This window comes from Sporomusa intestinalis, assembly GCF_055383785.1.
Map to the genome: position 1 here is coordinate 3309994 of NZ_AP042390.1, position 26020 is coordinate 3336013.

General features: G+C 49.5%; 21 protein-coding genes. 1 reads left to right on the forward strand and 20 read right to left on the reverse strand.

Going from position 1 to position 26020, the window contains the following annotated elements; all coding sequences use genetic code 11:
• Positions 1 to 29: 29 nt before the first annotated feature.
• The 6 genes from ACZ481_RS15705 to ACZ481_RS15730 all read right to left on the reverse strand — a co-directional run bounded on the left by ACZ481_RS15705 (position 30) and on the right by ACZ481_RS15730 (position 5007).
• Entirely contained in the window at positions 30 to 461 is a 432-nt protein-coding gene (locus ACZ481_RS15705; protein ID WP_464766293.1) for a EutP/PduV family microcompartment system protein, read from the reverse strand.
• A gap of 14 nt (positions 462 to 475) precedes the next feature.
• Positions 476 to 829, reverse strand: coding sequence for an ethanolamine utilization microcompartment protein EutS (gene eutS, locus ACZ481_RS15710; RefSeq protein ID WP_464766294.1), 354 nt, complete (start codon positions 827 to 829; stop codon positions 476 to 478).
• 50 nt (positions 830 to 879) lie between these two features.
• Positions 880 to 2019: a 1-propanol dehydrogenase PduQ gene (locus ACZ481_RS15715; RefSeq protein ID WP_464766295.1), complete on the reverse strand. Its 1140-nt coding sequence runs from the start codon at positions 2017 to 2019 to the stop codon at positions 880 to 882.
• 240 nt (positions 2020 to 2259) lie between these two features.
• Positions 2260 to 3288 (reverse strand): nicotinate-nucleotide--dimethylbenzimidazole phosphoribosyltransferase, encoded by a 1029-nt coding sequence (locus ACZ481_RS15720; RefSeq protein ID WP_464766296.1) that lies wholly within the window; start codon positions 3286 to 3288, stop codon positions 2260 to 2262.
• 413 nt (positions 3289 to 3701) lie between these two features.
• Positions 3702 to 4202: a nitroreductase family protein gene (locus ACZ481_RS15725; RefSeq protein ID WP_464766297.1), complete on the reverse strand. Its 501-nt coding sequence runs from the start codon at positions 4200 to 4202 to the stop codon at positions 3702 to 3704.
• A 244-nt stretch (positions 4203 to 4446) separates the two neighbouring features.
• Entirely contained in the window at positions 4447 to 5007 is a 561-nt protein-coding gene (locus ACZ481_RS15730) for a flavin reductase family protein (protein WP_464766298.1), read from the reverse strand.
• 599 nt (positions 5008 to 5606) lie between these two features.
• On the opposite strand from ACZ481_RS15730, the gene ACZ481_RS15735 reads away from it, so the two are divergent.
• Positions 5607 to 6611: a DUF362 domain-containing protein gene (locus tag ACZ481_RS15735; RefSeq protein WP_464766299.1), complete on the forward strand. Its 1005-nt coding sequence runs from the start codon at positions 5607 to 5609 to the stop codon at positions 6609 to 6611.
• 73 nt (positions 6612 to 6684) lie between these two features.
• Here the strand turns inward: ACZ481_RS15735 and nifJ are convergent, their stop codons facing one another.
• The 14 genes from nifJ to ACZ481_RS15805 form a co-directional block, all read right to left on the reverse strand.
• Positions 6685 to 10209 carry a pyruvate:ferredoxin (flavodoxin) oxidoreductase gene (nifJ, locus tag ACZ481_RS15740; RefSeq protein ID WP_464766300.1) on the reverse strand — a complete coding sequence of 1175 codons (3525 nt, stop codon included), beginning with the start codon at positions 10207 to 10209 and terminating at the stop codon, positions 6685 to 6687.
• 71 nt (positions 10210 to 10280) lie between these two features.
• A complete protein-coding gene (locus tag ACZ481_RS15745; protein WP_464766301.1) occupies positions 10281 to 11681 on the reverse strand; it encodes an amino acid permease in 1401 nt (466 codons plus the stop codon).
• A gap of 16 nt (positions 11682 to 11697) precedes the next feature.
• Positions 11698 to 12909 (reverse strand): threonine ammonia-lyase, encoded by a 1212-nt coding sequence (gene ilvA / locus ACZ481_RS15750; protein ID WP_464766302.1) that lies wholly within the window; start codon positions 12907 to 12909, stop codon positions 11698 to 11700.
• 12 nt (positions 12910 to 12921) lie between these two features.
• Complete coding sequence (locus ACZ481_RS15755) at positions 12922 to 13308, reverse strand: RidA family protein (protein WP_464766303.1); 387 nt, start codon at positions 13306 to 13308, stop codon at positions 12922 to 12924.
• Positions 13309 to 13637: 329 nt separating this feature from the next.
• On the reverse strand, positions 13638 to 14300 hold the full coding sequence (locus ACZ481_RS15760; protein ID WP_464766304.1) for a helix-turn-helix transcriptional regulator: 663 nt from the start codon (positions 14298 to 14300) through the stop codon (positions 13638 to 13640).
• A 556-nt stretch (positions 14301 to 14856) separates the two neighbouring features.
• Positions 14857 to 16074 (reverse strand): CaiB/BaiF CoA transferase family protein, encoded by a 1218-nt coding sequence (locus ACZ481_RS15765; protein WP_464766305.1) that lies wholly within the window; start codon positions 16072 to 16074, stop codon positions 14857 to 14859.
• A 37-nt stretch (positions 16075 to 16111) separates the two neighbouring features.
• Positions 16112 to 17752 carry a medium-chain fatty-acid--CoA ligase gene (fadK, locus tag ACZ481_RS15770; protein WP_464766306.1) on the reverse strand — a complete coding sequence of 547 codons (1641 nt, stop codon included), beginning with the start codon at positions 17750 to 17752 and terminating at the stop codon, positions 16112 to 16114.
• A 53-nt stretch (positions 17753 to 17805) separates the two neighbouring features.
• On the reverse strand, positions 17806 to 18816 hold the full coding sequence (locus tag ACZ481_RS15775) for an electron transfer flavoprotein subunit alpha/FixB family protein (RefSeq protein WP_464766307.1): 1011 nt from the start codon (positions 18814 to 18816) through the stop codon (positions 17806 to 17808).
• Positions 18817 to 18829: 13 nt separating this feature from the next.
• A complete protein-coding gene (locus ACZ481_RS15780; protein WP_464766308.1) occupies positions 18830 to 19618 on the reverse strand; it encodes an electron transfer flavoprotein subunit beta/FixA family protein in 789 nt (262 codons plus the stop codon).
• Between the two features lie 39 nt (positions 19619 to 19657).
• Complete coding sequence (locus ACZ481_RS15785; RefSeq protein ID WP_464766309.1) at positions 19658 to 20791, reverse strand: acyl-CoA dehydrogenase family protein; 1134 nt, start codon at positions 20789 to 20791, stop codon at positions 19658 to 19660.
• A gap of 176 nt (positions 20792 to 20967) precedes the next feature.
• Positions 20968 to 22140 carry a CaiB/BaiF CoA transferase family protein gene (locus ACZ481_RS15790; protein ID WP_464766310.1) on the reverse strand — a complete coding sequence of 391 codons (1173 nt, stop codon included), beginning with the start codon at positions 22138 to 22140 and terminating at the stop codon, positions 20968 to 20970.
• A gap of 110 nt (positions 22141 to 22250) precedes the next feature.
• Positions 22251 to 23300, reverse strand: coding sequence for a zinc-dependent alcohol dehydrogenase (locus ACZ481_RS15795; protein WP_464766311.1), 1050 nt, complete (start codon positions 23298 to 23300; stop codon positions 22251 to 22253).
• A gap of 60 nt (positions 23301 to 23360) precedes the next feature.
• On the reverse strand, positions 23361 to 24149 hold the full coding sequence (locus ACZ481_RS15800; RefSeq protein WP_464766312.1) for an SDR family NAD(P)-dependent oxidoreductase: 789 nt from the start codon (positions 24147 to 24149) through the stop codon (positions 23361 to 23363).
• Positions 24150 to 24574: 425 nt separating this feature from the next.
• Positions 24575 to 25849, reverse strand: coding sequence for an MFS transporter (locus tag ACZ481_RS15805; protein ID WP_464766313.1), 1275 nt, complete (start codon positions 25847 to 25849; stop codon positions 24575 to 24577).
• Between the last annotated feature and the right edge of the window lie 171 nt (positions 25850 to 26020).

Here is a 26020-nt window from a genome sequence, read left to right on the forward strand (position 1 = left end):
TGCCATTAACCGGCTGCAAACGGCCCCACTCACTCTTCCAGATAAGCTCTTAGTTTATCGAAGCCACTGCCGGCGGTGGCAGACACACAAAATATGTCCGCAACCCCCGCCGCTGCCAAAAACTCTTTCGCTCTCCCGATTTCTTCCTCAGCTACCGCCATGTCCACTTTACTGATTATACCGATCACGGGTTTAGGAAATGCGGTTGCAAAACCCGGCGGAAAATAGCTTTCCTCTTTGGTGCAATCCTGGACAAGGGCGATTACATCCGCTTCGACACTGGACACCATCAGCATTCTGAAACGCATCCGGTTTTCGACACACTCGCCCGGTGTGTCAATCGCCTCGCCCAGCTGCTCAATTACCTGTGTTTTTTTGTAATTGATGGCCTGCCCGTTCAGCCGCTGACAAAGAGTGGTTTTCCCCGCCCCGGTACTGCCAAACAAAATCATTTTTTTCATGCTCGCCTCCCCCCTTAGGTCCGTGTAATCGGCGGCGCCGAAAACCCCAGGATCTGCCGCAAACCCTCAAGGCCTTCATTGATCGCCGACTCAACCGAGGCAATGTCCCCCGTAATCACCAGCGAACCGCTGAAGCGATCAACAAAACCAATTTGGATGCCGGCGGCTTTTATCGCCAGATCGGCGGCAATAATCGAGGCTTCACTTGGCGTAATTGTCATTATCCCGATGGCATCCTTAGCCTCGGCCGGCAGGCCAAGCTTCCGGTACAATTCAGAATTAGGATTTGCGATGATGTGGGCAAGCGTCACCTGTTTCCCCGGAACATACTCCTGTATGACGCGTTGCTTCTCCTGTTCTTTATCCATGTTATCACCCTGTCCAAACAAAGTAAATGGTAGCTTGACTTATGGTATATTCAGGAATATACCTTTTCCAGCAAGTCTATAACGTCCTGTTCTGTAGCTATGCGGGGATTGCTTTTTGTGCATACGTCACGCAGGGCATCAGCGGCGATTTCCGCTTTGAACCTTGCCAAATCGCCGGCGGTAACACCGCATTCTTGCAGTGTTTGCGGAATCTGTATCTGTTTCATCAGGTGTCTCACTGCCAGTACCAGACTCCGTACCCCGCCGCGGACCGTAACGGCCGACAAGCCTAACATCCGGGCGATAGCCGCATAGCGCTCAGCCGTTGCAGCGAGTGGCTGCCGGATGTTGCCTGCCTGGTAGCCGGCATTGAATGCTATAATGTGGGGCAGCAGAATGGCATTTATTCGCCCATGGGCAATTTTGAATTTGGCGCCTGCCCCATGCGCAATGCCATGGTTCAACCCCAGGGAAGCAACATTAAACGCCATTCCCGCCATGCAGGAGGCGGCATGCAGCTTTTGACGGGCAGTCAGGTTTGCGCCCTGCTGTACTGCTTGCGGCAGATAATCAAAAACCACTTTAATTGCTTTCTCTGCCAAGGCATCGGCAATGTCATTGGCATTAACGGAAACATAAGCCTCCACGGCGTGAGTCAGCACATCCATGCCGGTATCGGCAGTAACCGCAGGCGGGACACTTGCCACCAGCCGGGCGTCAAGAATGGCCTCTGCCGGCAACATGTCGTCGGCAATCAGCACATGCTTGACATTTTGCTTTTTGTCACTGACAACCGAAAAATTAGTCACTTCCGACCCCGTTCCGCTGGTGGTAGGGATTGTGATAAGTGGCACATATTCACAGCCAAGTGTGCGCTTCCCAAAATAAGTTATCGCTTTAGCTGTATCAATCGCCGATCCCCCGCCTACCGCTATTACCAGATCGGCCTTGCATTCCCCCAGTTTTTTTACACCTGCCGTAACAATTTCCACCGGCGGGTCAGGAACAATATCACTAAACACATGTTGCTCATTGCTGGCGTGTAAACGGCCGGTTATCTGGCTGATCATACCCGAGGTAATCATATACGGATCTGCGACAATAAAAATACGTTTGTTCTCCAGCGTTGCCAGCCGGTCAAGCGCACTCTCGCCCAAATATATGCTTGTGTTAAAGCTGATTTTTTGCATTGATACGAGTCCTCCCAGGCTGAGTTTTCCTTGACGGATTCCTGTCAGTACAGTCTTATTCAGTTTTTAGACAACAAAAAAGAGGCTCTAAAAGAGTCTGAAATCTTTTAAGCCCCATCGCTTTTGCTTATTAAGCCCCCAAGCACGCCATTGTGCCTGTTGATGTAAAAATTCTTATTATTTTGTTTTTATTATAATATCAATTTGAAAGCTTGTCAACTGTTTCTAAAACGAATGAAATTACATTGCCACCTGCTTTTGTTTTGTAGTATTTAATGCAAAATCGGCTAGCCGTGCCGTATTTTGCATGGCAAACATTACGGTTTTTAGCATAATTACCATTAAAACCGCCCCGGTTCCCTCACCTAGAGCCATATTGGCCCGGATTGGCACGTTATCAGCCAAAATATTTCCCTGCAGCAAAGAATATTCCATCCCCCGCTCTTTCGAAAGATGCGAAGGAATGGCATATTTTTCAATGTTGCCTTCTATTCGGGCCGCACATGCATAGGCTACCGCGGTAATGAATCCGTCAATTACAAAGGGAATACGCAGCTTTGCACATTCGAGCATCGCCGCACAGATGGCCACAATGTCAAAACCACCCACGCAGCGTAGAATATCTGTTACGCTTTTAAATTTTTCTTTATGATATTCCACACCTTTGGCTACAACAACCCTTTTTCTTTTTAACAACTCATGATTGTCCGGACTTGCGCCATAACCTACCACAAATTCCGGCAGCATACCTGTTAGTCCATGCAGTACGGCGGAGGAGGTTGTGGTATTGCCAATTCCCATCTCACCGAAGGATAATAAATTATGTCCCTGGCGGGCTAACTCCCTTACTATGTTACTGCCGGCCCGCCAAGCCGCTTGCAGTTCCTCCTCTGTCATGGCTTCGCTTTTAAGAAAGTTTTTTGTCCCCCTGGCGACCCTGCAGTCAAGCCCTGCCACCTTCTCATTATTAATGCCAAGGTCTATCACACAATAGGGGATATGATTGTACTGACAAAAGCAGCTAATGGTTGCCCGTCCGTCCACCATATTCCGGGCCTGCAGATACGTAATTTCGGCTGGAAAAGCAACGACGTCCTCTTCCACCACCCCATTATCCGCGGCAAAGATCACATGGTACGGCTTTATTTCTTCATACATCTCGCCCCAGCCCAGCATCACTTTTTTCAGATATGTTTCAAAAATCCCCAGACTGCCCGCAGGCTTAGCCGCACCATTGATCAAATCCATAATTTTTTTTTCAATATCCATTCTTAACCCTCTCACATCGATAAAATAATGATCTTATTAAATATCCATCTGCAACTTTCCATGGTCATGAGGAATGTTTTTCCTGACCGGCAACGCGAATCAGGTTTGCTTAATCTGCAGTAAACCACCACCTCCCCCGTAATTGCAACCATCCTCCCCTGGCCGATTTTTCCTGACTAATTCCTTTCAATACTGCCTGATTCGGTTTTTTTAGACAATAAAAAGAGGCTCTAAAAGAGTCTGAAATCTTTTAAAGCCTCATCGCTTCTTGCCTATTTAGCCACAAACACGCCATTGTGCTTTGTTTGATATAGAAAATATTCACATTATTTATGCAAAAGTATACTATTAAATCCAAAGCTTGTCAATCCTCTATCGCTCTGTCCGGCAGGTTCGGCAGCACAAGTTAAGATTCAATACTTATCATAATGAATTTTTGCTGTTTCGTATCGGTCTAGATATTGATTCTCTGCTGCCGGATATCCTATTGGTATTACAGCAAACGGCAAAATAGAATCGGGTAAACCAAATAATTCCGTAATGTATTTCATTCTTGCCTCGACCGGTGCAACGCCGAGCCAAACCGCACCTAGTTCTAACTCAACTGCTTGCAGCAGTATATTTTGCGTTGCCGCCGCCAGGTCCTGCTGCCAGTTTTCCGGAAACTTCAAATTGCCTTTATTCCCCAGCACCACTATCGCTACAGGCGCTTCTTTAACAGGCCCTGCATACGGACTCACTAAGGCTAACTGTGTAAGCAATCCTTTTTCCTGAACGACAATAAATTCCCATGGCCGCTGATTGCCTGCAGAAGGGGCCTGCATGGCCGCTCGCAATATCTGTTCCACCTTTTCGCTCTCAACCGGCTTGTTAAGGTATTTTCGAATACTCCGTCTGACAAAAATGGCTGTCATATGACTTCACCCTTTCCCATTTGTTCTAACTGCCTCGCGCTTTAGTCCGTAGCAGCTTTTAATTGTATCTAGTACCTTGACAAAGTCAAATATTAGGTTAGACAGCGCATCTTTTCCCGCATTGCTTCGTTGTCGTCACCTTACAGATTGCCGATCTGCGCGGCTCCTCCGCCTTGCATTGCGAAAAAATCTACGCTGTCTAAAACAACATCCAACTTTGCCAAGGTACTAGCCTTATCGGCAGCTATGCATTTTTATAATCCTTTCCTGCACTCCAGCAATTCGCTATGGCATCACCTGTCTTTAAATAAGTTCTGGTTGGCATCTCAAATAAGATTGGTCTGATTTTTTCATAATTGATCCGGCCATTCTCATCTAACATTTCTTCTTCCACATATGTATTGACTATCTTTAAAATGAAATTGTCGTAGTTGTCATAGTCATAGCTATCAACAACCTCACACTCCATAGCGAGATAGGATTTATCAATCAATGGCGCATTCTTCAATTCACCCATATGATAGGCAAATACTTTTGATTTATCTGTCTTGTTCCCCGTAGCAATACCAACATAATCGGCTTCAACAAGCATATCTTCATTCACCAGATTGATTGAGACGGTCTTATTTTCTTTGATTCCCCGGTTGCTGTAATGATCTTTTCTGCTGCTGATCATAACGCGGTCTAGGCCAATAATACCAATGTGAGCAATGTTTAGCCAATTTACTTTTCCGTTAACTACGGTTCCAACGACTGTTGTTGGTGTAGGATATAATCCGATCACAGAGCCAATATTTTTCTTCATACTATCTCCTTTCCATCATCTTACTACTAATTTTGCAATGCCACCCAACGGACTGGGATTACAAGCTTTGCAGCCATTGGTTTAAAGGTATTCATAGGCTACCTCCTGTGATTTCTGCTCGCTTAATATAGTAAATCATGCTTTCATTCTATCATTCTATTTCACATTAGCAAGTATGCACTTTTTTGTAATATAGTACCCAAATGGAAAGCAAGGAGAAATTCACTGGAAAAGAAACCTACATATTGCTGCCCTGTTGATGCCACGATCAGCTTGATTGGTGAAAAATATAAATCTATCATGAATTAACTACTGCCAGCAAGAAGTTACCTTTTCATTTTACAGGGAAAATTTACAAAACCTCTTGACTTAGAGTGAACTCAAAGTTGTAACATATAATACAAGCTATACTTTGACTTGTTCAGAAAGGGGAACAGAAGCATGTCCAGCAAAGTATCTTTTGCAAATTTGCGAACGGGAACAGACAAAAGTATTCCCTGCTTCGCTGCTTGATCGCAATTTTGAGGCTGGCACAGACAATCACTGCTATTTACAAATAACATAAGACAGTTACGGGAGGGGTGTTAAAAGTGAGCGGTATGTCGCGACGCAGCTTTTTGCTGCTGGCCGGCGGGGCAATGCTTGGTATGGTTTCTTATAGTCTAGTTGATGGCGGGGCTGAGAAAGTAAAAGGTGCTGAGCCAGACAGGTTTGATGCCGCAAAATCCGATGTATATTTTACGAACGATATTAGCGTGAAAGGATTACAGGCGATTTACGCGCATATCAATCAAGGAATTACCGGCAAGGTCGCTATCAAATTGCACACCGGCGAACCGCATGGGCCGAACCTCTTGCCGGTTTCACTGATTAAAGGCTTACAGGCCTCGGTTCCGCACAGTACCATTGTGGAATGCAATGTGCTCTATCCCAGTCCGCGTTATGAAACGGCCACACATCGTGAAGTCATAAGAACGAACGGCTTTGATTTCTGCCCGGTTGACATTATGGATGCAGAGGGCGACATCATGCTGCCGGTGCCGGGAATGAAAGAGTTTTTGGCAAAAGGCCAGGGCTTCACTCCGGGCGATCACCTTACGGAAATAGCGGTTGGCAAGCATTTGGCAAACTATGATTCGCTGCTTGTGTACACGCACTTTAAAGGGCATGCCATGGGCGGGTTCGGCGGATCGCTAAAAAACATCGGGATTGGCCTCGCTTCCGGCCAGGTTGGAAAAGCGATGGTTCATGGCCCGGGCTGGCCCACTGGCCCGGTTTTTCTGGAACGGATGGTCGAATCAGGCAAGGCAATCGCCGATCACTTCACAGGTCATATCACTTATATCAATGTGTTAAAAAATATATCGGTTGACTGTGACTGTGATGCCCATGGCGCTCCGCCCCAATGTGAAGATATCGGTATTCTTGGTTCAACCGATATTGTGGCGATTGACAAGGCCTCCGTTGACCTGGTGTATAATCTTCCGGCCGAACAAAATCATGATATTATTGAACGGATTGAATCGCGCAGCGGCCATCATCAAATTGAATATATGAAGACACTGGGCATGGGTAATACCGACTATAACCTCATCCAGATTTAGAATGAGTGTACAAGATTTTCTGTACTTACTAAAATGGCTACCGCCGCGTGTGACGGCAGTAGCCATTTTTTGCTTATGCTTTTGTCGCAGCAACCTGGGTTACTGCTTTATTCTCCCTATGAGCCAGCCATTTATACGTTGCCAATCTGGCCTTCGCATCCTGCTCCGTCTTGGCGAATAATGCTTCAGCCAGGTCAGGGAATTGCTTTTGCAGGGACGAGTACCGCACTTCACCCAGCAGGAAATCCCTAAAGTTCATTGTTGGCTCTTTTGAGTCCAGCATAAATGGATTGTTGCCGGCTGCCTGCAGTTGCGGGTTATATCTGTATAGTGCCCAGTAGCCGCTGTCAACAGCCCGCTTTGCTTCTAATTGACTGCAACCCATACCCACTTTCAGACCATGATTGATGCAGGGAGCATAGGCGATTATCAAGGATGGTCCCGGGTAAGCTTCCGCTTCGGCAATGGCTTTGAGGGTTTGGCTTTTATCGGCTCCCATTGCGATTTGGGCAACATAAACATAACCGTAGCTCATGGCAATCAGGCCCAAATCTTTTTTCTTGGTTTGCTTACCACCAGCAGCGAATTTGGCAATCGCGGCGGTAGGCGTGGCTTTGGACGACTGTCCGCCGGTATTGGAGTAAACTTCTGTATCCAATACCAGCACATTCACGTTTTCACCCGACGCTAACACATGATCCAAGCCGCCAAAGCCAATATCATAGGCCCAGCCGTCACCCCCGAAAATCCATTGGGATCTTTTCGCTAAAAAATCTCTGTTTTCATAGATTTCATTGAGTAAAGCGTTAGCCGCTTTTATTTCTTCGAGGCAGGCAATCAATTTATCAGCTCTGCTTCTTGTACCTTCGCTTTTGTCTTTGTTCGCCAACCAGTCTTCACAAGCCGCGTTCAACTTGTCGCCGCAATTGAGGGCCAGGGCGGCCTGAACATCAATAGCCAGCTTTTCTCTGATCTGCTTCACACCGATGAACATCCCTAAACCATATTCGGCATTATCCTCAAACAGCGAATTGCCCCAGGCCGGGCCATGACCGCGGCGGTTGGTGGTATAAGGCACTGACGGGGCGCTACCTGCATATACCGAGGAACAGCCCGTGGCATTGGCAACCATCATTCTTTCGCCAAATAACTGTGTTACTAATTTTGTGTAAGGAGTTTGTCCACACCCGGCACAGGCGCCGGAGAATTCCAGGAGCGGTTGCGCAAATTGGCTGCCTTTTACCGTAAACAGGCTCATGGGGTTGGCTTTCGGGGACACTGCCAGGGCATAATTCCATACGCTGGCTTGCTCAAGCTGCGAAGCAAGCGGCTTCATAACTAAAGCCTTTTCTTTTGCCGGACAAACCTGGGCGCAGTTGCCGCAGCCTGTGCAGTCGTACGGTGAAACAGCCATGGTAAAATACAAATCTGGCTTGCCTGGATAATTTTTAGCAGCTAAGGCTGGCGGTGCATTTTTCACTTCCGTCTCTGTCAGGAGTACCGGTCTGATAGCTGCATGGGGGCAGACGTATGAACATTGGTTACACTGAATGCATTGCTCACTCAGCCAACGGGGAACCTCAATGGCAATGCCGCGTTTTTCAAAAGCCGCAGTACCTAGCGGGAATGTCCCGTCTTCCATACCGATAAACGCGCTTACGGGCAGTTTGTCGCCTTCCTGCCGGTTCATAGGCGCCAGAATATTGCCGATAAAGGCCGGCACTTCTTTTTTAGGAGCAGATTCAGGCCTGGCACTTCCCCACGACGCCGGCACGCAGACCTTTTTAATGCCGGTTATCCCTTGATCAATGGCGGCGTGATTCATTGAGACAACTTTTTCGCCTTTGCTGCCGTAGGATTTCACAACCGCTTCCTTTAGGTAAGCAACGGCTTGATCTACGGGAATAATACCGGTGATCTTAAAAAACGCCGACTGCATAATCATGTTGATTCTGCCGCCAAGACCTAACGCCTGCGCTATGCCAACGGCATCAAGCGTATAGAAGCTGATATGGTTTGCGAATATATATTGTTTCATATTGGCTGGCAGCTTATCGTCTAACTCCTCCTCGCTCCAGGAGCAATTGAGCAGGAAACTGCCGCCTTGCTTCAGACCTTCAAGGACATTATATTTATCCACGTAAGATTGATTATGGCAAGCAATAAAATCAGCTTTGTTGATAAGATACGGAGATTTTATCGGCTGTTTGCCGAAACGTAAATGCGATATGGTAACCCCGCCGGATTTCTTGGAATCATAAGCAAAATAGGCTTGCGCATACATGTCAGTGTGGTCGCCAATGATTTTAATCGCACTTTTATTCGCGCCAACAGTCCCATCAGACCCCAGACCCCAGAATTTGCAGGCGGTGGTGCCAGGCAAAGTCGTATCGATATCCAGCCCGGCCGGCAAAGACGAATGATTGACGTCGTCCACGATGCCAACCGTAAAGTTGTCTTTAGGCTGGGACAAATTTAAATTGTCAAATACTCCGAGAATATGACACGGCAGTACATCCTTGCCGCCCACGCCGCAGCGGCCGCCGACAATGACAGGCTGATGCTCCTTGCCATAAAACGCAGTTTTTACATCCAAATACAATGGTTCCGCTTGCGCCCCCATCTCTTTCGTCCGGTCCAGCACGGCAATTTTCCGTACGGTTGTGGGGATATATTGGAAAAAATGTTCCAGCGAGAAGGGCCGGTATAGATGGACAGTAAGCAGGCCTGTTTTTTCGCCTTGCCTGTTAAGATAATCCACCGTTTCTTCTATGGTCTGGCACATTGATCCCATAGCGATTATCATCCGCTCGGCATCAGGAGCGCCATAATAGTTAAACAGATGATATTCACGGCCTGTGATCTTACTAATTTCGGCCATGTACCCTTCTACGATCCCGGGCAGCTGTTGCCAGTAGCGATTTGCTACTTCCCGCTGCTGGAAATGAATATCTGAATTCTGTACTGTTCCCCGTAGAACCGGATGTTCGGGATTCAGTGCTCTCCTGCGGAAAGCATTAACCGCATCTCGATCCAGCAATTTTGCTAATGTGCCGTACTCGAGCACGTCCACCTTCTGTACCTCATGCGAGGTCCTAAACCCATCAAAAAAATTAAGAAAAGGAACTCTCCCTGTAATTGCCGACAAGTGGGCGACTGCAGCTAAATCCATTACTTCCTGCACACTGCCTTCTGCCAGCAGGGCAAAACCTGTCTGCCTTGTCGCCATAACGTCCGAATGATCGCCAAAAATACTGATGGCATTGGCACCGACAACCCGGGCGCTGACATGAAACACGCCGGGCAACAGTTCGCCGGCAAGCTTATACATATTCGGGATCATCAGTAAGAGCCCCTGCGAAGCGGTGTAGGTAGTGGTCAGCGCACCGGCCTGCAGGGAACCGTGTACCGCACCGGCGGCACCGCCTTCCGATTGCATCTCCACCACTTCGACCGTCTGCCCGAAGATGTTCTTGCGTCCCTGAGCCGCCCATTCGTCCACACTCTCGGCCATATTCGACGACGGCGTAATCGGAAAAATCGCCGCTACGTCCGTAAACGCATACGAAACATGCGCTGCTGCCGTATTGCCATCCATGGTCTTCCTCCTGCTCCTGGTATTGTTCATTGCCATCCGCCCCTGTCTTAGATTTTTGAGTGCTGCAATTTTTATTCTTTCCCGACTACCTGGCTATCTGTTTCACTTTGCTGTGCGGCTTGCCGTTTGCCGATACCAAGGACATGGTAGAATATGGTCACGATAACACAAAATGTTGCCCCGGCAATTAAACCGCCCCGCGTATCGCTGTTAAACCACATGCCTACCAGTACCAGGCACAAAAACACAATGGTAAAATAGTTGCTAAGAGGAAACAACGGCGACTTGAAAGGGTGCGTCTCCATTTCCTTACCCCATTGCTGCCGGAATTTAATCTGGCTGATGCATAATACAAACCAGGCAGCCATGCCCGGCAGGACACTGGCGCTGTAGATATATACAAACAGCTTGGAATGAGGATAAATGTAATTAAAGAACACGCCAATCAGCAAGCAGGCAATGGTAATTTTGATGCTGTTAGCCGGCACGCCGCTGGGGGAAATTTTTTTCAGGAATTTCGGCGCCTGGCCATTTTCCGCTAACGTATACAGCATCCTGCCGGCGCTGTAGATGCCGCTGTTCAATCCCGAGGCGGCGGCCGTAAGGACAACAAAGTTGATAATACCGGCGGCGGCGGCAATGCCTACTTTGGCAAACGTTACAACAAACGGGCTGCCGATTGTGCCAATCTGGTTCCAGGGGTAAATAGAGACAATTACAAAAATTGCTCCTATATAGAAAATTAATATTCGCCAGACAATATTTTTTATCGCACTGCGCAAGGTTTGCTGCGGGTTTTGGGCCTCTCCGGCCGTAATGCCCACAAGCTCCACGCCCTGATAAGAGGCTGTTACCAGACACAGCGCAAACAAAAAGCCTTCCAGGCCGCCGGCGAAGAAACCGCCGTGGTTGAACAGATTGCCAATCCCGATGGCCTGCCCGGCATTGCCGAAGCCGAAAAAGACCATGCCAAAACCGATTATTAACATGACGACAATGGTGACGACCTTGATAAGCGCAAACCAGAACTCAAATTCACCATAATATTTAACAGCCGTTAAATTAGCCCCGGCCACGATGGCTACCCCCACTAAAGCCGGTATCCACTGCGGCAGCTCCGGAAACCAATAATTCATGTAAATGCCAAAAACCGTCACTTCCGACATGCCTACCGTCACCCAGAGAAACCAATAACACCAGGCGGTTATATAGCCGGCCCAGGGGCCGATATACTTATGTCCGTAAGTGGCGAAGGAACCGGTCACCGGTTCTAAGTACAGCATTTCCCCCATAATCCGCATAACAAAGAACATAACCAGGCCGGCCAACGCATAAGCCAGCAGTACCGACGGCCCGGCCCACTTGATGGTGCTGGCCGAACCCATAAACAAACCCACGCCAATGGTTCCGCCCAAAGCAATCAATTCAATGTGGCGAGCCTTTAAGCCCCGGGTTAACTGTTGCTCTTCCATTTGTTTTCCCTCCTACTCATCCTATGGTATTTACACAATACTGATGTTGTTCCATCAGCTGTTTGATGGCATCGATCTGCTCCTGATCGGCGGTCTCCAGCTCCAGTTCCACTGTCGCATAGCCTAACGGCACATTGCGGCTTTCCCGGTGGTGAGCAACATTCAGCACGTTGGCGCCTGTTTCGGCTGTCAGTTGCAGTAGCCGCCAGAGCGAACCGGGCTTATCGGGAATGATAATATTAAAAACGACCTTGCGCCCCGATTTCGCCATCCCCTTATTGATAATGCGGCACATCATGTTGACATCAATGTTGCCGCCGCTGATGACAGTGGCAATTTTCCGGTTTTTATAGCCCGGCAGCTTGTTTAACACCGCTGCGGCGGCAACGGCGCCCGCACCCTCGGTAATGGTTTTGACCCGCTCTAAGAGGAGCAGAATAGCACTGGCGATTTCTTCCTCATCCACGGTTACCAGGTCATCAACATAACGCTGGATAATCGCAAAGGTTAGTTCGCCGGGAGTTTTTACCGCAATGCCGTCGGCAATCGTGGGACTGCCGTTACAGGTAATAATTTCTTTTTGGGCAATGGCCTCGACCATGGAAGGCATATTTCGGGTCTGGACGCCGATGACTTTTACGTCAGGTTTTAGATTTTTAACGGCCAGTGCGATCCCGGCAATCAGCCCGCCGCCGCCGATTGGCACGACGACAGCCTCCACGTCAGGCAAATCCTCCAGGATTTCCAGACCAATGGTCCCCTGACCGGCAATGACCAGCGGATCATTAAAGGGATGAATAAACGTCAGCTGCTGTTCGGCTTGAATGCGCCGGGCCTCGGCAAAGGCTTCATCATAAACGGTTCCCTGGAGGACAACATTGGCACCATAGCTGCGCGTAGCTTTCACCTTTGATAAGGGAGCGTTCTTAGGCATTACGATGGTGGATGGTATGCCGAAAAGGGTGCCCGCCAGAGCTGTCCCCTGGGCGTGATTGCCGGCAGAGGAGGCAATAATGCCGTGCTTTTTTTCGGCTGCACTCAAATTCGCGACTTTGTTGTAAGCGCCTCTCAACTTGAAAGAACCGGTACGCTGCTGGTTTTCCATCTTTAGATAAACACGGTTGCCTGTTAAATCGCTCAGCGTATTGGTGTAGGCCAGCTCGGTCCGCACCGCAATTCCTGCCAGGTTTTCCCTGGCTTTATTGATTTCTGCCAATGAGACATTCATGCTAGCATCTCCTTATTTGCTGTGACGGCCAGCGATAACTTCAATTTCGACTAAAACGCCTTTCGGCAGATTCGCCACCCCGACACACGACCGGGCCGGCAGCTTGCCGGTAAAATAGCGCCCATAGACTTCATTTACAGCAGCAAAATTATCCATATTGGTAATAAAGACCGTGGTTTTGACAACATCGTCAAAACTCATTCCCCCTGCCTGCAGCACCTGCTTAAGGTTTTCCATAACTTGTACGGACTGGGCTTCAATGCCGCCGGCAACAACCTCACCGGTGCGGGGATCAATCGCGATTTGACCGGATGTAAACAGGTAGCCGCCAAACAGAGTGGCTTGTGAATAAGGGCCGATGGCCTGGGGAGCGTTTTTGGTTGCAATTACTTCTTTCATTCTTTGCCTCCTTTGTAATGATGGTCAGTAGTTTGATTGCGGTAAGTTTCAGTCTGTTTATATTTGAGACATGTATTTGTCTCCCAAATACAGCATAAAGGCAGGCTCATGCCTACCATTTAAACCGTATTAGACTGCCAAGCTGTAAAAACACCAAAATGCATAATAAATTATTTTTATGATAATTTTTTTTTATTATAAATACGCAAAAAAAATATTGATCCTTTTTATAATGCGAGGCCAAAATTCCCGGCACAAAAGTCGGCGGCGGTGAAGTATTGGTACTTCACCCGCTAAACCCCGCAACTTCTGCACCACAGTCTCTCCGGCTATTTGGCGGCTAGATAGCGGTAGATAGTACTTTCCGAGGTCTGTAACGTACTAGCCACTTTGGTAATGGCGCCTTTAATCTTGAAGATGCCATTCGCATTCAATTTCTGGACAATAGCGGTTTTTTCCTCAATCGACATTCGCTCCACCGGGATATCATAGGTGTCAAGAACTTTGCTTATGGCCGATTCCACCACATTTTCAATCGAGGAGTGCAAGGATTCTACGACTTTCTCATTTTCCTGCACCGATGTATTGCCTGCCCCGTTATTGGCAAATAACACATGGATGAGTTTGTCTGTCAGGTCCTTCACCACCTGGTTATTCGGAGAAACGAGAATATTGACGCACAGCATGCCGATTAATTCATCGTTTTCATCCTTAATAAAATAAGTGGATGACCTTAGTTTCTCGCCGCCGGCAGTACGGCTTAAATAGTTGACAATTGCGTTTTGTTTCAGATAGACTTTGTTTTCCAGCAATTCCAACCCAAAATCAGTCAACGGGCACCCCAGCTGCCGTCCGCTTATATACCCGTTGCGGACAGCTATTACCGAGTGTTGCACATCAACAACATCATGCAGCAGCACTTCACACTGCGGCCCGATAATATCGGCAATAAAATTCACTAGCGGAATATGTGTCTCAAGCTTTGATTTCATAGCATTCTCCCAAATCACATTTTTCAGAATATCTTTTATATTTTACAATATTCTACCACGATAATAAAATTCCTCCTTTAATAATAAAAAATTATTATCATTTTTCATCGCTGCCGCTCAACCGTCCCAGCCTTCAAGCCCGAACGATTACAGCGTAACGTTATTACCAGTATTCGCCGGGTCCCAGCCAAATCGTTCATAATAATTTTTTTGATGTTGCCCAATTTTAACGGTAAGAAAGCACTCCAAAAGCAGCGATTGATTTTAGTGTACACGCATAAAAGCGAATTTTTGCAAGCCCAATTAGAAGCAGGCCGGATTTGTACAAATAAAACCGGCCTGCTTCTTTTGCGGCAATGAATAGCCCTTAAACTCGCCACCTTGCGCATAACGTTTTAATTTGTTTTAAGCCTTCCATCAACAGGAAAGATCCCCGGTAACCCATTTCGCCTGTGTTGACGCCAGAAAAACCGCCATACGGGCTATAGTTGCCGGTTCTCCGCGGCTTGCACGGGATAAAAAGAGATAATCACCGCGCTGAAACGGTCTGGTACAACTATCCTCGAAAGCATTTAACAGCGCCGGCTGCTTCCAATCTAACAATGTCCTGCTCAGAATAGCCATATTTCAACAGGTACTCACGCGTGTGGTAGCCGATTGGCTTAGAAATTCTAAGCTCGGGGTCGCCGACACTCTTCAGTCTGATTGGACTTGTAGGAATAACCCGCCTGCCAAACGCTTGGTAATATAAAGGTCGCAAAATGTCATTCGCGTAAGCTTCCTCGTCGGCAAGAACATCATCAACGGTATGGCATTTTTGGTAGGGAATCTCGTGCTTTCTAAAAATAACTTCCCATTCGGCAAAGGTTTTTTTTGCAAACGCTGCTTCCAGCATGGCAATTACTTCCCCTGTGCGCTTATGCTCGCCGATTGCCTCCAGCGTATTATAATCAGTGTTGCCAACAAGGTGCTCAAGGCCAAATGCGGTAACCATTTCGTCAAAATATTTATTGTAGTTGCCGTTGCAGATGAGGAACCAGATATCGTCCCGTGATTTATAACAATTATTGGTGGGACAGGGAACCTCTTTTCTTGATCTGGGGTACTCGGCACCGGCCTGGCGGGAAACCATAGCAATCTGCATTGCCCAGACAGCCATGTGATAGAGATTGACAACTACTTTGTCACCCCTGCCGGTTCTCTGCTTGTTGACCAGGGCGGCTAAGACGCCGGCGGTTAAAGCAACGGACGCGTTGAAGTCGCCAAAGGCCGCCGGTACGTTAACCGGACTTTCGCCCTTCTGCGGAAAGCTGGTAATCAGGCCGCCGCGGGCCGAATAGGCGGTAGCATCAAAGCCTTTGGCATCTTTTTCCGGCCCTCTTTCGCCGTAGCCGCGCATATGCCCATAAACGATATGGGGAAATCTGGCGCTGAGGGTCTCATAGTCCAGGCCCAGTTTTACCAAAGCTTTATCCCGGAAACTGGTGACAACAATATCGGCGCTCTCCACCAGCTTATAGACGAAGGCAAGGCCCGCGGGGTTTTTGAGGTTCACACTAAGCCAGTTCTTGTTAAGGCTGCTCATATCAAAGGCAGGGTCTTCCTTGTCATTCCGCTTCATACCAAAGCCGGGGCCCTGAGTGCGTTGTTCATCACCGGTAAATGGTTCAACCTTAATGACTTCCGCACCCATTTCGCCAAGAATTCTCGGACAGGCCGGTGCCGCCACATAGGAGGTCAGCTCAACTACCCGTATTCCCTCTAAACCGTTCATATGTGTAAACTCTCTCCTTTATCCAGCTAGGCCAGTGTCAGTTGGCCAACATTTGCCGGTTTAGCTTATTTTTAATATCCTGACGCAATACAAACTTTTGGATCTTGCCTGATGCCGTCCTGGGAAGATTGTCTATTAGCTCCAGGCGCTCGGGATATTTGCACTTGGCCACTTTTTTTTCCGCAAAAAAAGACTGTATGTCGGCCAGGGAAAGTCCCTCCTCCCCTGCTTCTAAAACCACGTAAGCGCAAATTCTTTCCCCCAGTCTGGGGTCAGGCATAGCCACGACCCCGGCAGCCCGGACCGCCGGCATTTGGAGTAAAATATTTTCAACTTCAACACTGCTGATATTTTCCCCGCCGCGAATGATTACGTCCTTCTTCCTGCCGGTAATCCTGATATAGCCGTCCTCATCCATGCAGCAGAGGTCGCCGCTATAGTACCAGCCCTCCTCGTCCAGGACCTGTGCCGTTAGCCCGGGCTCCTTCAGATAGCCCACAAAGACATTGGGCCCGCGGGAGGCTTCTTCACCTTCTCCGCCTGCCGGCACTGGCTGCCGGGCTGCATCCACCACCTTTATCTCCACGCTTGGTACGGCCGCACCATCGGTATTGATCACTTTCTCCAGGGAATCATGGAGCCGTACGGCCGTATGCGGTATACTCTCAGTCGATCCGTAAACCCCCCTGACCTGCAGGCCTGCTTCCCCGGCTTCTTTAACCAGGTGCCGGGGGATGGGAGCGCCGCCGCACAAAAAGAAGCGCAGGGAAGCTATATCATGGCTCCCGCTTTTAAGGGAGCGAAGAATATCGTAGACAAAGGGTGTGGCGCCCATGCTGCAGGTGCACCGTTCCTGCGCGATTAAAGCCAGGCTGGCATCAGCGGTAAATATATCCTGGAGCACGCTTCTGGCGCCAAACAGAAAAGGGGCCGTTACGCCGTGGTGAAAGCCGGTGGCATGGGCCAGGGGCGCCATCATCAGCATGACGTCAAGAAAGTTGAAATTCAAGGCGGCGGCAAAGGCCTTCTCGCTCGCAATAATAGTATTGTGGGTAAACATAACCCCTTTGGGAAAGCCGTCCGTGCCTGAAGTAAACAAAACTGCCGCCAAATCATCCGCCCGGCGTTCGCTTTGCGCGACCAGCGGCGGGTAGCTCCGGATGATCCGGCTTAATGTCCAGCCTCCGGACACCGCCTTTCCTTTTTCCACCGCCACAGCTTCCTTTAAGCTGGGAACCTGAGGGAGCAGCAGCCGTACCATAGGCAGATAGTCAAACCGCCGAAACTCAGATGGGAAAAAAAGTATTTTAGTTTCACATTTATTCAGGATGTATCGTAGTTCGTCCGCCCGGTAACATGGCAGAACGGGATTGACAACCGCCCCCGCCTTCAGACAGGCTATATAAATTACAGTAAATTCAGCCCAACCGGGCATTTGCAGAGAGACAAAATCGCCTGGCGCCACTCCCGCCACTTGCAAAAAAGAGGCTACCCTGCCGGCGGCGTCATCAAGTTCAGCATAGGTATAACGCGTTCCCTGGAAGTCAATTACCGCCGTCTTTTCCGGCGAACTCAACACCGACAGGTTCCAGTAATCAATCAGGGTGGCATCGCCCCAGTAGCCTCGCCGGCGGTATTCCCGCTTCCGGGATTCGTTAATCGTAAGCCCTGCCGACATTCCGCTCAACTCCCCGCTGCTTTTTTAATTAGGTAAGATCAGAACAAAGAAATTCAACTTGCTTTAAGTTTCCTGATCTCTTCAATCAATACGGGAAGAACCTCAAATACATCACCGACAACGCCATAATCGGCAATATCGAAGATGGGAGCGTCCGGGTCCTTATTGATGGCCACAATAATATCGGAGGACGACATTCCGGCCAAATGCTGAATCGCCCCGGAAATGCCGCAGGCAATATATATTCTGGGCCCGACCGTCTTTCCCGTCTGGCCTACCTGCTGCAACGGCGGCACCCAGCCGGCATCCACGGCAGCCCTGGATGCCCCCACGGCGCCGCCCAGGAGCTCGGCCAGTTCTTTCAGCAGGGCAAAATTCTCAGGCTTAGCCATACCTCTGCCGCCGGAAACTATGATCTCGGCTGCCTCCAGATTGACGGCCGCCTCACCCGCGGTTTTGATAAAACCTATAACCTTAGTACGGATTTCGGCGGCAGGGGTTCTAATCTCTTCCCTGATGACCGGCGCCTTGCGAGCAGGATCAGGGCAGGCTTTTTTAAATACGCCGGGCCTTACTGTGCCGATTTGCGGCCGGGTGCCGGAACACAGGATAGTAGCCATCAGATTGCCGCCAAAGGCCGGCCTGGTCCAGGCAACGTCGCCGGTTTCTTCGTTAATCCCCAGGCCGGTGCAGTCGGCCGTCAGGCCGGTAGCCAGCCGGCCAGCTACCCGCGGGCCTAAATCCCGACCATTATTGGAAGCCCCGATTAGCAACGCCGAGGGCTTAAACTTTTCGACCAGCTTGACCATTACATTGGTGTAGCCATCGGTATTATAGTCTTTATATTCCTCACCCTCTACCAGAATGACCTCGTCGGCGCCGTAGGCAATGGCTGCCTGGACGGCTGCCGTCACCTCCTGGCCGATAACCACGCCAATCAGCTTCTCATTATGCGCCCCGGCCAGAATCCTCCCCTGGTTTAAAAGCTCTAAGCCCACATTTTTAGCTTCACCGCAGGCCTGCTCAATAAATACCCATACATGTTTATAATCAGCAATATTCATCTTCACCACTCCTTTAAACCAGCTTGGCTTCCGTTAACTTTCCTAGCAGCTTCAACGCGCATTCGCACCCTGCTTCCCCCTCAATCCTGATGCCCGATTCCTTGCGGGGCGGCGTGAAGGTTTTCTTCACCTTGGTGGGCGAACCCTTAAGGCCGATGCGCGCCGTGTCGATTTCCGGCAAATCGGCAGCCGTGAGCACCGGTATCACTGCTTTATTGGCTGCCATTTTACTCTTGATCGACGGGTATCTGGGCTTATTAATTGATTTTACCACCGTAACTACTGCCGGCAGTTTGGCTGCCACGATTTCATAGCCCTCGTCATGCTCCCGGTTGACGGTAATACTGCCTGCGTTACGCTCCAGCCTGGCGGCGAAAGTTACTTGCGCGATGCCTAGATGTTCCGCTATTTCCGGTCCAACCTGGCCGGTATCGCCGTCTATGGCTTGCTTGCCACATAGAATTAAATCGAAATTGCCAAGCTTTTTGATAGCGGTTGCCAGTATGTAGCTTGTTGCCAGGGTATCTGAACCGCCAAACAGCCGATCGCTGAGCAGCACTGCCTTGTCGGCGCCGAGTGCCAGACATTCCCGTAAGGCATTTTTGGCTTGCTCGGGTCCCATGCTGAGGACGGTGACAGTGCCGCCGTGGGCTTCCTTGAGCTGCACCGCTGCTTCCAGGGCATTGGCGTCAAACGGATTGACAATGCTTGGCACACCGCTTCGAATCAGGGTGTTTGTCACCGGATCGATCTTTATTTCCGCAGTATCCGGCACTTGCTTAACACAAACTAAAATATTCATAAAGTACTTCCTCCCCTTACGTCAAATATGCGAATAAAATTACTTTAACATTTCTCTGGCAATGACTACTCTTTGAATTTGATTTGTGCCTTCGAAGATTTGGAATACTTTTGAATCTCTCATCAGTTTTTCAACCGGATATTCTTTGCTGACGCCGTAGCCGCCAAAAATCTGAACAGCGTCGGTAGTAACCCTCACCACGGTATCGCCGCAGAAGGTTTTGGTAATTGAGCCTTCTTTGACAACAGGCTTATTGTCATCCATTAAAACCATGGCATGGCGAACCAGTTGCCGAGCGGCCTCAGTCTGTATTTCCATATCGGCCAGGAGCATTTGCACGGCCTGGAATTGGCCGATAGGCTTTTTGAACTGCACTCTTTCCTTGGCGTATTTCACGGCTTCGTCAATGGCGGCCTGGCAGATGCCGACAGCCAAAGCGCCAACAAAAGCCCGGGAAACATTCAGGGTATTCATAGCCGTGGTAAAACCTGTTCCCTCTTTGCCCAGTCGATGGCCGGCCGGAACCCTGACATCGGTAAAGGTTACATCGGTAGTGTTTGACAGCCTCAGGCCCATTTTGTCTTCATGCTTGCCAACAGTAATGCCCGGACGGTTTCGTTCCACAATAAAGGCCGATATTCCCTTAATACCCTTGCTCTTGTCGGTAGCGGCGAATACCACGTATACGTCGGCTACGCCCCCGTTGGTAACAAAACACTTATTGGCGTTAATTATATACTCATCGCCGTCTCTAACGGCGATAGCCCGCATTGCTCCGGCGTCCGAGCCGGAATTGGGCTCTGTCAGGCAAAAGGCGCCGAAGGCCCCCGGTACGATAATGTCGGCAAACAGCTTCTTCTGGGCTTCATTGCCGGCCATAATAACCGACCGCAACGCAACAAAGGTGGTGACAAGCGAAATAGCATAGCCGGCGTCCACTTTGGCCAGTTCTTCGAAGATGACGGCGGTTGTCTGATAATCCAGCCCGGAGCCGCCATATTCCTCAGGTATTTCGAGGCAATGCAGGCCCATGTCGAAAGCCTGCCTGAGAAGGGCCAACGGAAATTCGCCTTTTTCGTCAAGCTCTTTAACATGCGGTTTTACTTCTTTAGCCGCAAAGTTTCTTACCATTTCGATCAGTTCTTTTTGCTCGGCTGTTAATATATGTCCCATAATAATCCCCCCAAAAACATATAATGTAACGGCAAAAACAAACTTATAACCGCAACGTCCCTGCCGGTCGTTTGGTCTTGCCATGTTTCAATATATTACACTTCATTTTTGACCACAATATAACATTTTTAAATTATCTAATAATTTTAAAGCTGAACAGCTGGCGGTCTTTCCATTCACAGACCGCCAACCACGCCCTGCTTAGCCAGGGCTTTAATCTCGCCTTCGCTGAACCCCAGATGCGTTAACAGTTCTTTAGTGTGCTCGCCCAAGGCCGGAGGCGGCATAGCCGCCAGCAGCGATACCGGCAGGGCCGAAAGGTTTAACGGCAGGCCTGTTTGCAGTATCCTGCCAACCGCCGGGAACTCCAGATAATTCATAATCCCGGTATTGGCGGCCAGAATATCCTGTACGGCCTCTCCTATGGTCTTGACCGGAGTGATGCAAATATCCCGGCCACTGAGCCACTCCAGCCATTCCGCCTGGGTCTTGCCCTTGACCAGGTCGCACATTGCTTCCCAAGCCGCCGGATCCTCCTGGCGCCGCAAAAATTGCTTGGGAATTAACTCTTCCAGGCCGGTATTTTCACAAAACTCTTTCCAAAATTTATCTTCCACCATGCCAAAGGCCAGCAGCTTTTTGTCTTTGGTTTCATAGGTGTTGTAGCAAAGCGCCGGATATTCTATAGTTTCCGGGGAAATCTCATTCCCCTGGAAGTGGAATCTGCTATAGAGCAGACTGAGCCACCAGACAAAGGCTTCGAACATGGATACATCGACATATTGCCCTTCCCCGGTCACTTCACGGTGAAACAGGGCGGCAAGAACTCCCATCGCCCCAACCATGGCGGTGGCCGCGTCCACTAAATGAATCGGCGAAGGTTTGCCGCCGTTGAGCGACAAATAACCGCTCAACGCCTGCAGGTTTAAATCATGAATGGCTTTGACGCTTAACGGATTGTTCTGTCCGAAACCGGACAAAGAGCAATAAATGACAGCAGGGTTTATCTGCCTGATTGCCTCATAATCAATGCCCAACCGTCCGGTAACGCCGGGCCGGAAATTTTCAACGATTATATCGGCCTCTGCCGCCAGCCGCCTGAAGATTTGCCGGCCGTCGTCACTTTTGAGATTGATGGCCAGGCTTTTTTTGTTGCGGCATAAGGCGGCGAAATAATAGCTGACATCATTGATTTTAGGCTCATCTCCCCGGCAAAAATCGCCTTTTGCGATTTCCTCCACTTTGATTACTTCCGCCCCCAGATCGGCAAATACCTGGGTTGCGTACCCGCCCGGCAAATATCTTGTTAAATCAAGAATTTTCAGGCCAGCAAACGACTTGGCACTCATAGGTATCATCCTCCCCTTTTCTACCTGCGGTTAATCGATGGCTGCTAACAGTAAATTTGGCCCCAAGCTGTGTTGGGACCAAGTTTACCGTCATGTCATTACGCAACAAATCAGGGCTCCAAAATAATCCGCAATCCCTCTCTCCGGTCAAGCAGCTCCATACCTTTTTCCCAGTCCTTAAGTGGAAGCGTATGAGTGCCGATCGGTTCGACGTTCAATCCGCCATCAATCATTCTGGCGGCCTGGAACCAGGTCTTGCGTTCGTAAGCCCGGTTGCCGACAATGCTGATTTCCCGCATGGCGATTTGCGTCATCAGCAGCTCGCTGGGCTTGGCCGGCAAGCCGGATACCCCGATCTTGCCGTGCTTGGCTACCATCTGAACTGCCTGCGGCACTACGGAATGATGACCTGCGGCATCCAAAATTACATCCGCCCCTCTGCCGCCGGTAAGCTCTTTTACTTTGGCCACAGGCTCCTGCTCATCTACATTGATCGTGTAATCGGCGCCTAAGGCGACTGCTGTTGCCAGTCTCTCCCTGTCCGCACCCGCACCGATTACTATTACCTTGCCGACGCCCATATTTTTCAGAACTAACAGCATTAACAACCCAATGGCACCCGGGCCAACAACAACGGCCGTCTCGCCAAAGGCCGGCTTGACCCTTTCCACGGCATGGATGGCAACGCAAAGCGGTTCCATTAAAGCGCCAGATTTGAAGCTTACCGAATCAGGCAGTTTGATTATGTTCTGGGCCCGCACAGCAACATACTGGGCAAAGCCGCCGTTATAATCAGTCCCTAAAAAGGGGCGGTTGTCACAGATATTGATAATGCCTTCGGCGCAATAGCTGCATTGGCCGCAATAAAGTATGGGATTGACAGTAACCCGTTCGCCCACAGCCATGCCTGTGACCTGGCTGCCTACTTCGGCAATGACGCCGGAGAATTCATGGCCGAAGATAGAAGGAAACTCCAGCTTATAAGAATTGGCAATGGCTTCGTTCCAGTGATACAGGGAGTGGTCTGTGCCGCAGATCCCGCTGGCCTTGATCCGGATCAAAACCTGGTCCGGGGTAATCTTGGGAATGGGGACAGAGGCAAATTCCATGCTACAGGGAGCGGCCTTGGTCTTGATAACAGCATCCATCATGCCTTGCATAATAATCATCTCCTCTTAGTTTATTCAGGTTTGAGTGGGTTTGCCCGGCGCTTGGCCGGCTTACCAGCAGGACCAGCCGCCGTCGAGAATAAGAGTCTGGCCGGTGGTATAGGCTGACTGGGGAATGACTAGATACAAAACGGCGGCGGCCATTTCATCCACTGTCCCCATTTTGCGCAAAGGCGTACGGTCGATAACAAATTTCAACCGCTCCGGGTCAGCCAGTAAGCCGGCGACCATATCTGTCTGAACATAGCCGGGTGCGACGGCGTTCACATTTATATTATTGGGCGCCAGATCTATGGCCAGCGCGCGGGTCATGGCCATCAGGGCCCCTTTGGCCGTGCAATAGGCGACAATGCCCGGCAGGGCATTGATCCCTCTTTGCGAGGTCATGTTTACAATGCGGCCGCCACCATTCCTGGCCATAACCCGGGCCACGGCCTGGGAAACGAAAAAGGCCGATGTCATATTCAGGGCAAAGAGTGTTTCCCAGTCTTCTCTGGCCACCTCCAGCATGTTGCACCGCGGCAGCGCCATACCTGAATTATTAACAAGAATAGTAACAGTGCCAAAGGCCTTACAGGTCTGCTCCACCAGGTTATCAATGTCTGCCTGGGCCGTAACGTCGGTACGGATGCCAAGAGCTTCCCCGCCGCCAGCCGCAATTGCCGCGCAGGCTTCCGCCAGCTTATCTTCCCGGCGTCCGGCAACCACTACCTTGGCCCCGGCAGCCGCAAAAGTTTCCGCAATGCCGCGACCAATCCCGGTCCCGCCGCCGGTTACAATGGCAACCTGGCCTTGCAGGGGAAGAGTATTCACCCAATTTTCTTTAGCTGGCTTACTCATGTTTTCAGCTCCTTTTTAATTTTTTAGTTCCTAAGGTCAACCACATCGCATGGGTCTTGAAGAAGTTCGCCGCTTTCCTACAAGGTCTCCCTCAACCTTTACTTCTCAAGCTTCACTATACTCTAGTTAAATATTGCCAACAATTTAATAATCGTAAAGTAAATGTTAGTGTTAATTACAGCTACACCAATAGTAAATTGTTAGCTATTTTAATCAGTCGGAATCATCCGGCTTATTCTTCATAAACTTTTATTATTTAAAATTACTGAATTATTACATTTGTCTTTCAATAAAAAAAACGCCAACAAAGGCAGTTGGCACAATAGACATAACTCACCTATCAAATTTTAGTTTGAAAATAACCTATAATGGAAATGGCTCCTGTTCAGTATGATTGGGACTGGGCAGGAGCCATTGGCAATAATTCAGCCGGCTGCGGCTTTTACTTTAATTGCCGCCACTTTACAGGTTGTAAGCAGAATAACGGCTCCCGCCACGGCAATGCCGGCGCCTAAAAACAAAGCATACTCATAGCTGCCGAAATAATCAATAATAAAGCCGGTTATGGTGGGCGCGCTTATGCCGCCAATTGTGGCGAAAGTGGCAAATAACCCGGTTATTTTGCCGGCATTCTTATGGGAGAAGACCATTGGCATCGAGTAAAACCCGCCCATAGTCAGGCATAACAGGCCATTGGAGGCTGATATGAGCGCCATGGCGGCAGCGGCGCCGGGGGCCTGGGACCCAATTACCAGCAGAAAACCGGCGGCAATCATACCGGCAATAGGATATAGCTTCCGGCCGATATTGTCGCCAAATTTCTTAGCGGCGCGATCGGCTAAATAGCCCCCCAGCGGATACGTGAAAGTGGCAACAATGTAAGGAAACATGGAGTATAGCCCTGTCTTGGCCATGTCCAGGTGCCGACCTAAGGCAAAGTAATTAGGCAGCCAGGTCATGAACAAGTATAGCAGGTAGTTGGCACAAAAATAGGCAATCGCGCAGCTCCACACCGAACCTGTTGAAAATATATCCCGGGCAGTCAGGTTTGCCGTGGAAGCCGCCGGATCCTGTGAACCCTGATCCTCCCTGATATAAGCCAACTCTTCCTGGCTGATTGCCGGATGCTGCTCCGGCCGGTTGGCGCCATATTTTAACCACAGTAAAACCCAGAACGGCGCAATAAAGGCAAAAGAGTAAAATATCATTTGCCAGCTCCAGGTTTGCATAATCCAGATGGAAAGCGGCATGGTAACAACCATCCCGATGGGAACGCCCATAAGGCACAGACCCTGGGCCAGCCCTGATTCTTTCTTGGGCATCCATTGCGCTACTATGGAAGAATTGGCTGGTAAAGTGACACCTTCACCCCACCCCATCGCAATGCGGATTAATATCATTAAGCCCAGGGTTGAGCCAAATGGAGTCAGAAATACGAACACAGACCACCATAGGGCTCCGATCATGACAACCTTACCGCCGCCGTACCGGTCGGCCAGCCAGCCGCCGAGAAGCTGGGTACAGCCATAGCCGATAAAAAACGCGGTGGAAACCAGGCCGTACTCGGTGGCGGTCCAGTTGAAGTGTCGCATCATCACAGGACCGGCGATTGACATACAGGAACGATCCATATATAAAACTACATAACAGAGAACAATCAGAAAAATAATCCCCCACCGTTTATTTCCAACCTTTGCCATAGCGCCTCCTCCTCCCACTATTGTGAATCCTGTTTATCGCCGGTTAGGAAACCGGTCGTACCGTCGTTACAGCAGCTTCTTATCAGCAAATAGACAAAGCATCATTTTCACCAGCGGAAATGGCGATATTCAGGCTCTAAAAAACGCAGGGGCAAGGCACAAGTAGCGGAA

Excerpts from the sequence above, each read along its gene's own strand:
- ACZ481_RS15705 (WP_464766293.1), bottom strand. The coding sequence starts at position 461 with ATGAAAAAAATGATTTTGTTTGGCAGTACCGGGGCGGGGAAAACCACT.
- eutS (WP_464766294.1), bottom strand. The coding sequence starts at position 829 with ATGGATAAAGAACAGGAGAAGCAACGCGTCATACAGGAGTATGTTCCG.
- ACZ481_RS15715 (WP_464766295.1), bottom strand. The coding sequence starts at position 2,019 with ATGCAAAAAATCAGCTTTAACACAAGCATATATTTGGGCGAGAGTGCG.
- ACZ481_RS15720 (WP_464766296.1), bottom strand. The coding sequence starts at position 3,288 with ATGGATATTGAAAAAAAAATTATGGATTTGATCAATGGTGCGGCTAAG.
- ACZ481_RS15725 (WP_464766297.1), bottom strand. The coding sequence starts at position 4,202 with ATGACAGCCATTTTTGTCAGACGGAGTATTCGAAAATACCTTAACAAG.
- ACZ481_RS15730 (WP_464766298.1), bottom strand. The coding sequence starts at position 5,007 with ATGAAGAAAAATATTGGCTCTGTGATCGGATTATATCCTACACCAACA.
- ACZ481_RS15735 (WP_464766299.1), top strand. The coding sequence starts at position 5,607 with ATGTCGCGACGCAGCTTTTTGCTGCTGGCCGGCGGGGCAATGCTTGGT.
- nifJ (WP_464766300.1), bottom strand. The coding sequence starts at position 10,209 with ATGGATGGCAATACGGCAGCAGCGCATGTTTCGTATGCGTTTACGGAC.
- ACZ481_RS15745 (WP_464766301.1), bottom strand. The coding sequence starts at position 11,681 with ATGGAAGAGCAACAGTTAACCCGGGGCTTAAAGGCTCGCCACATTGAA.
- ilvA (WP_464766302.1), bottom strand. The coding sequence starts at position 12,909 with ATGAATGTCTCATTGGCAGAAATCAATAAAGCCAGGGAAAACCTGGCA.
- ACZ481_RS15755 (WP_464766303.1), bottom strand. The coding sequence starts at position 13,308 with ATGAAAGAAGTAATTGCAACCAAAAACGCTCCCCAGGCCATCGGCCCT.
- ACZ481_RS15760 (WP_464766304.1), bottom strand. The coding sequence starts at position 14,300 with ATGAAATCAAAGCTTGAGACACATATTCCGCTAGTGAATTTTATTGCC.
- ACZ481_RS15765 (WP_464766305.1), bottom strand. The coding sequence starts at position 16,074 with ATGAACGGTTTAGAGGGAATACGGGTAGTTGAGCTGACCTCCTATGTG.
- fadK (WP_464766306.1), bottom strand. The coding sequence starts at position 17,752 with ATGTCGGCAGGGCTTACGATTAACGAATCCCGGAAGCGGGAATACCGC.
- ACZ481_RS15775 (WP_464766307.1), bottom strand. The coding sequence starts at position 18,816 with ATGAATATTGCTGATTATAAACATGTATGGGTATTTATTGAGCAGGCC.
- ACZ481_RS15780 (WP_464766308.1), bottom strand. The coding sequence starts at position 19,618 with ATGAATATTTTAGTTTGTGTTAAGCAAGTGCCGGATACTGCGGAAATA.
- ACZ481_RS15785 (WP_464766309.1), bottom strand. The coding sequence starts at position 20,791 with ATGGGACATATATTAACAGCCGAGCAAAAAGAACTGATCGAAATGGTA.
- ACZ481_RS15790 (WP_464766310.1), bottom strand. The coding sequence starts at position 22,140 with ATGAGTGCCAAGTCGTTTGCTGGCCTGAAAATTCTTGATTTAACAAGA.
- ACZ481_RS15795 (WP_464766311.1), bottom strand. The coding sequence starts at position 23,300 with ATGCAAGGCATGATGGATGCTGTTATCAAGACCAAGGCCGCTCCCTGT.
- ACZ481_RS15800 (WP_464766312.1), bottom strand. The coding sequence starts at position 24,149 with ATGAGTAAGCCAGCTAAAGAAAATTGGGTGAATACTCTTCCCCTGCAA.
- ACZ481_RS15805 (WP_464766313.1), bottom strand. The coding sequence starts at position 25,849 with ATGGCAAAGGTTGGAAATAAACGGTGGGGGATTATTTTTCTGATTGTT.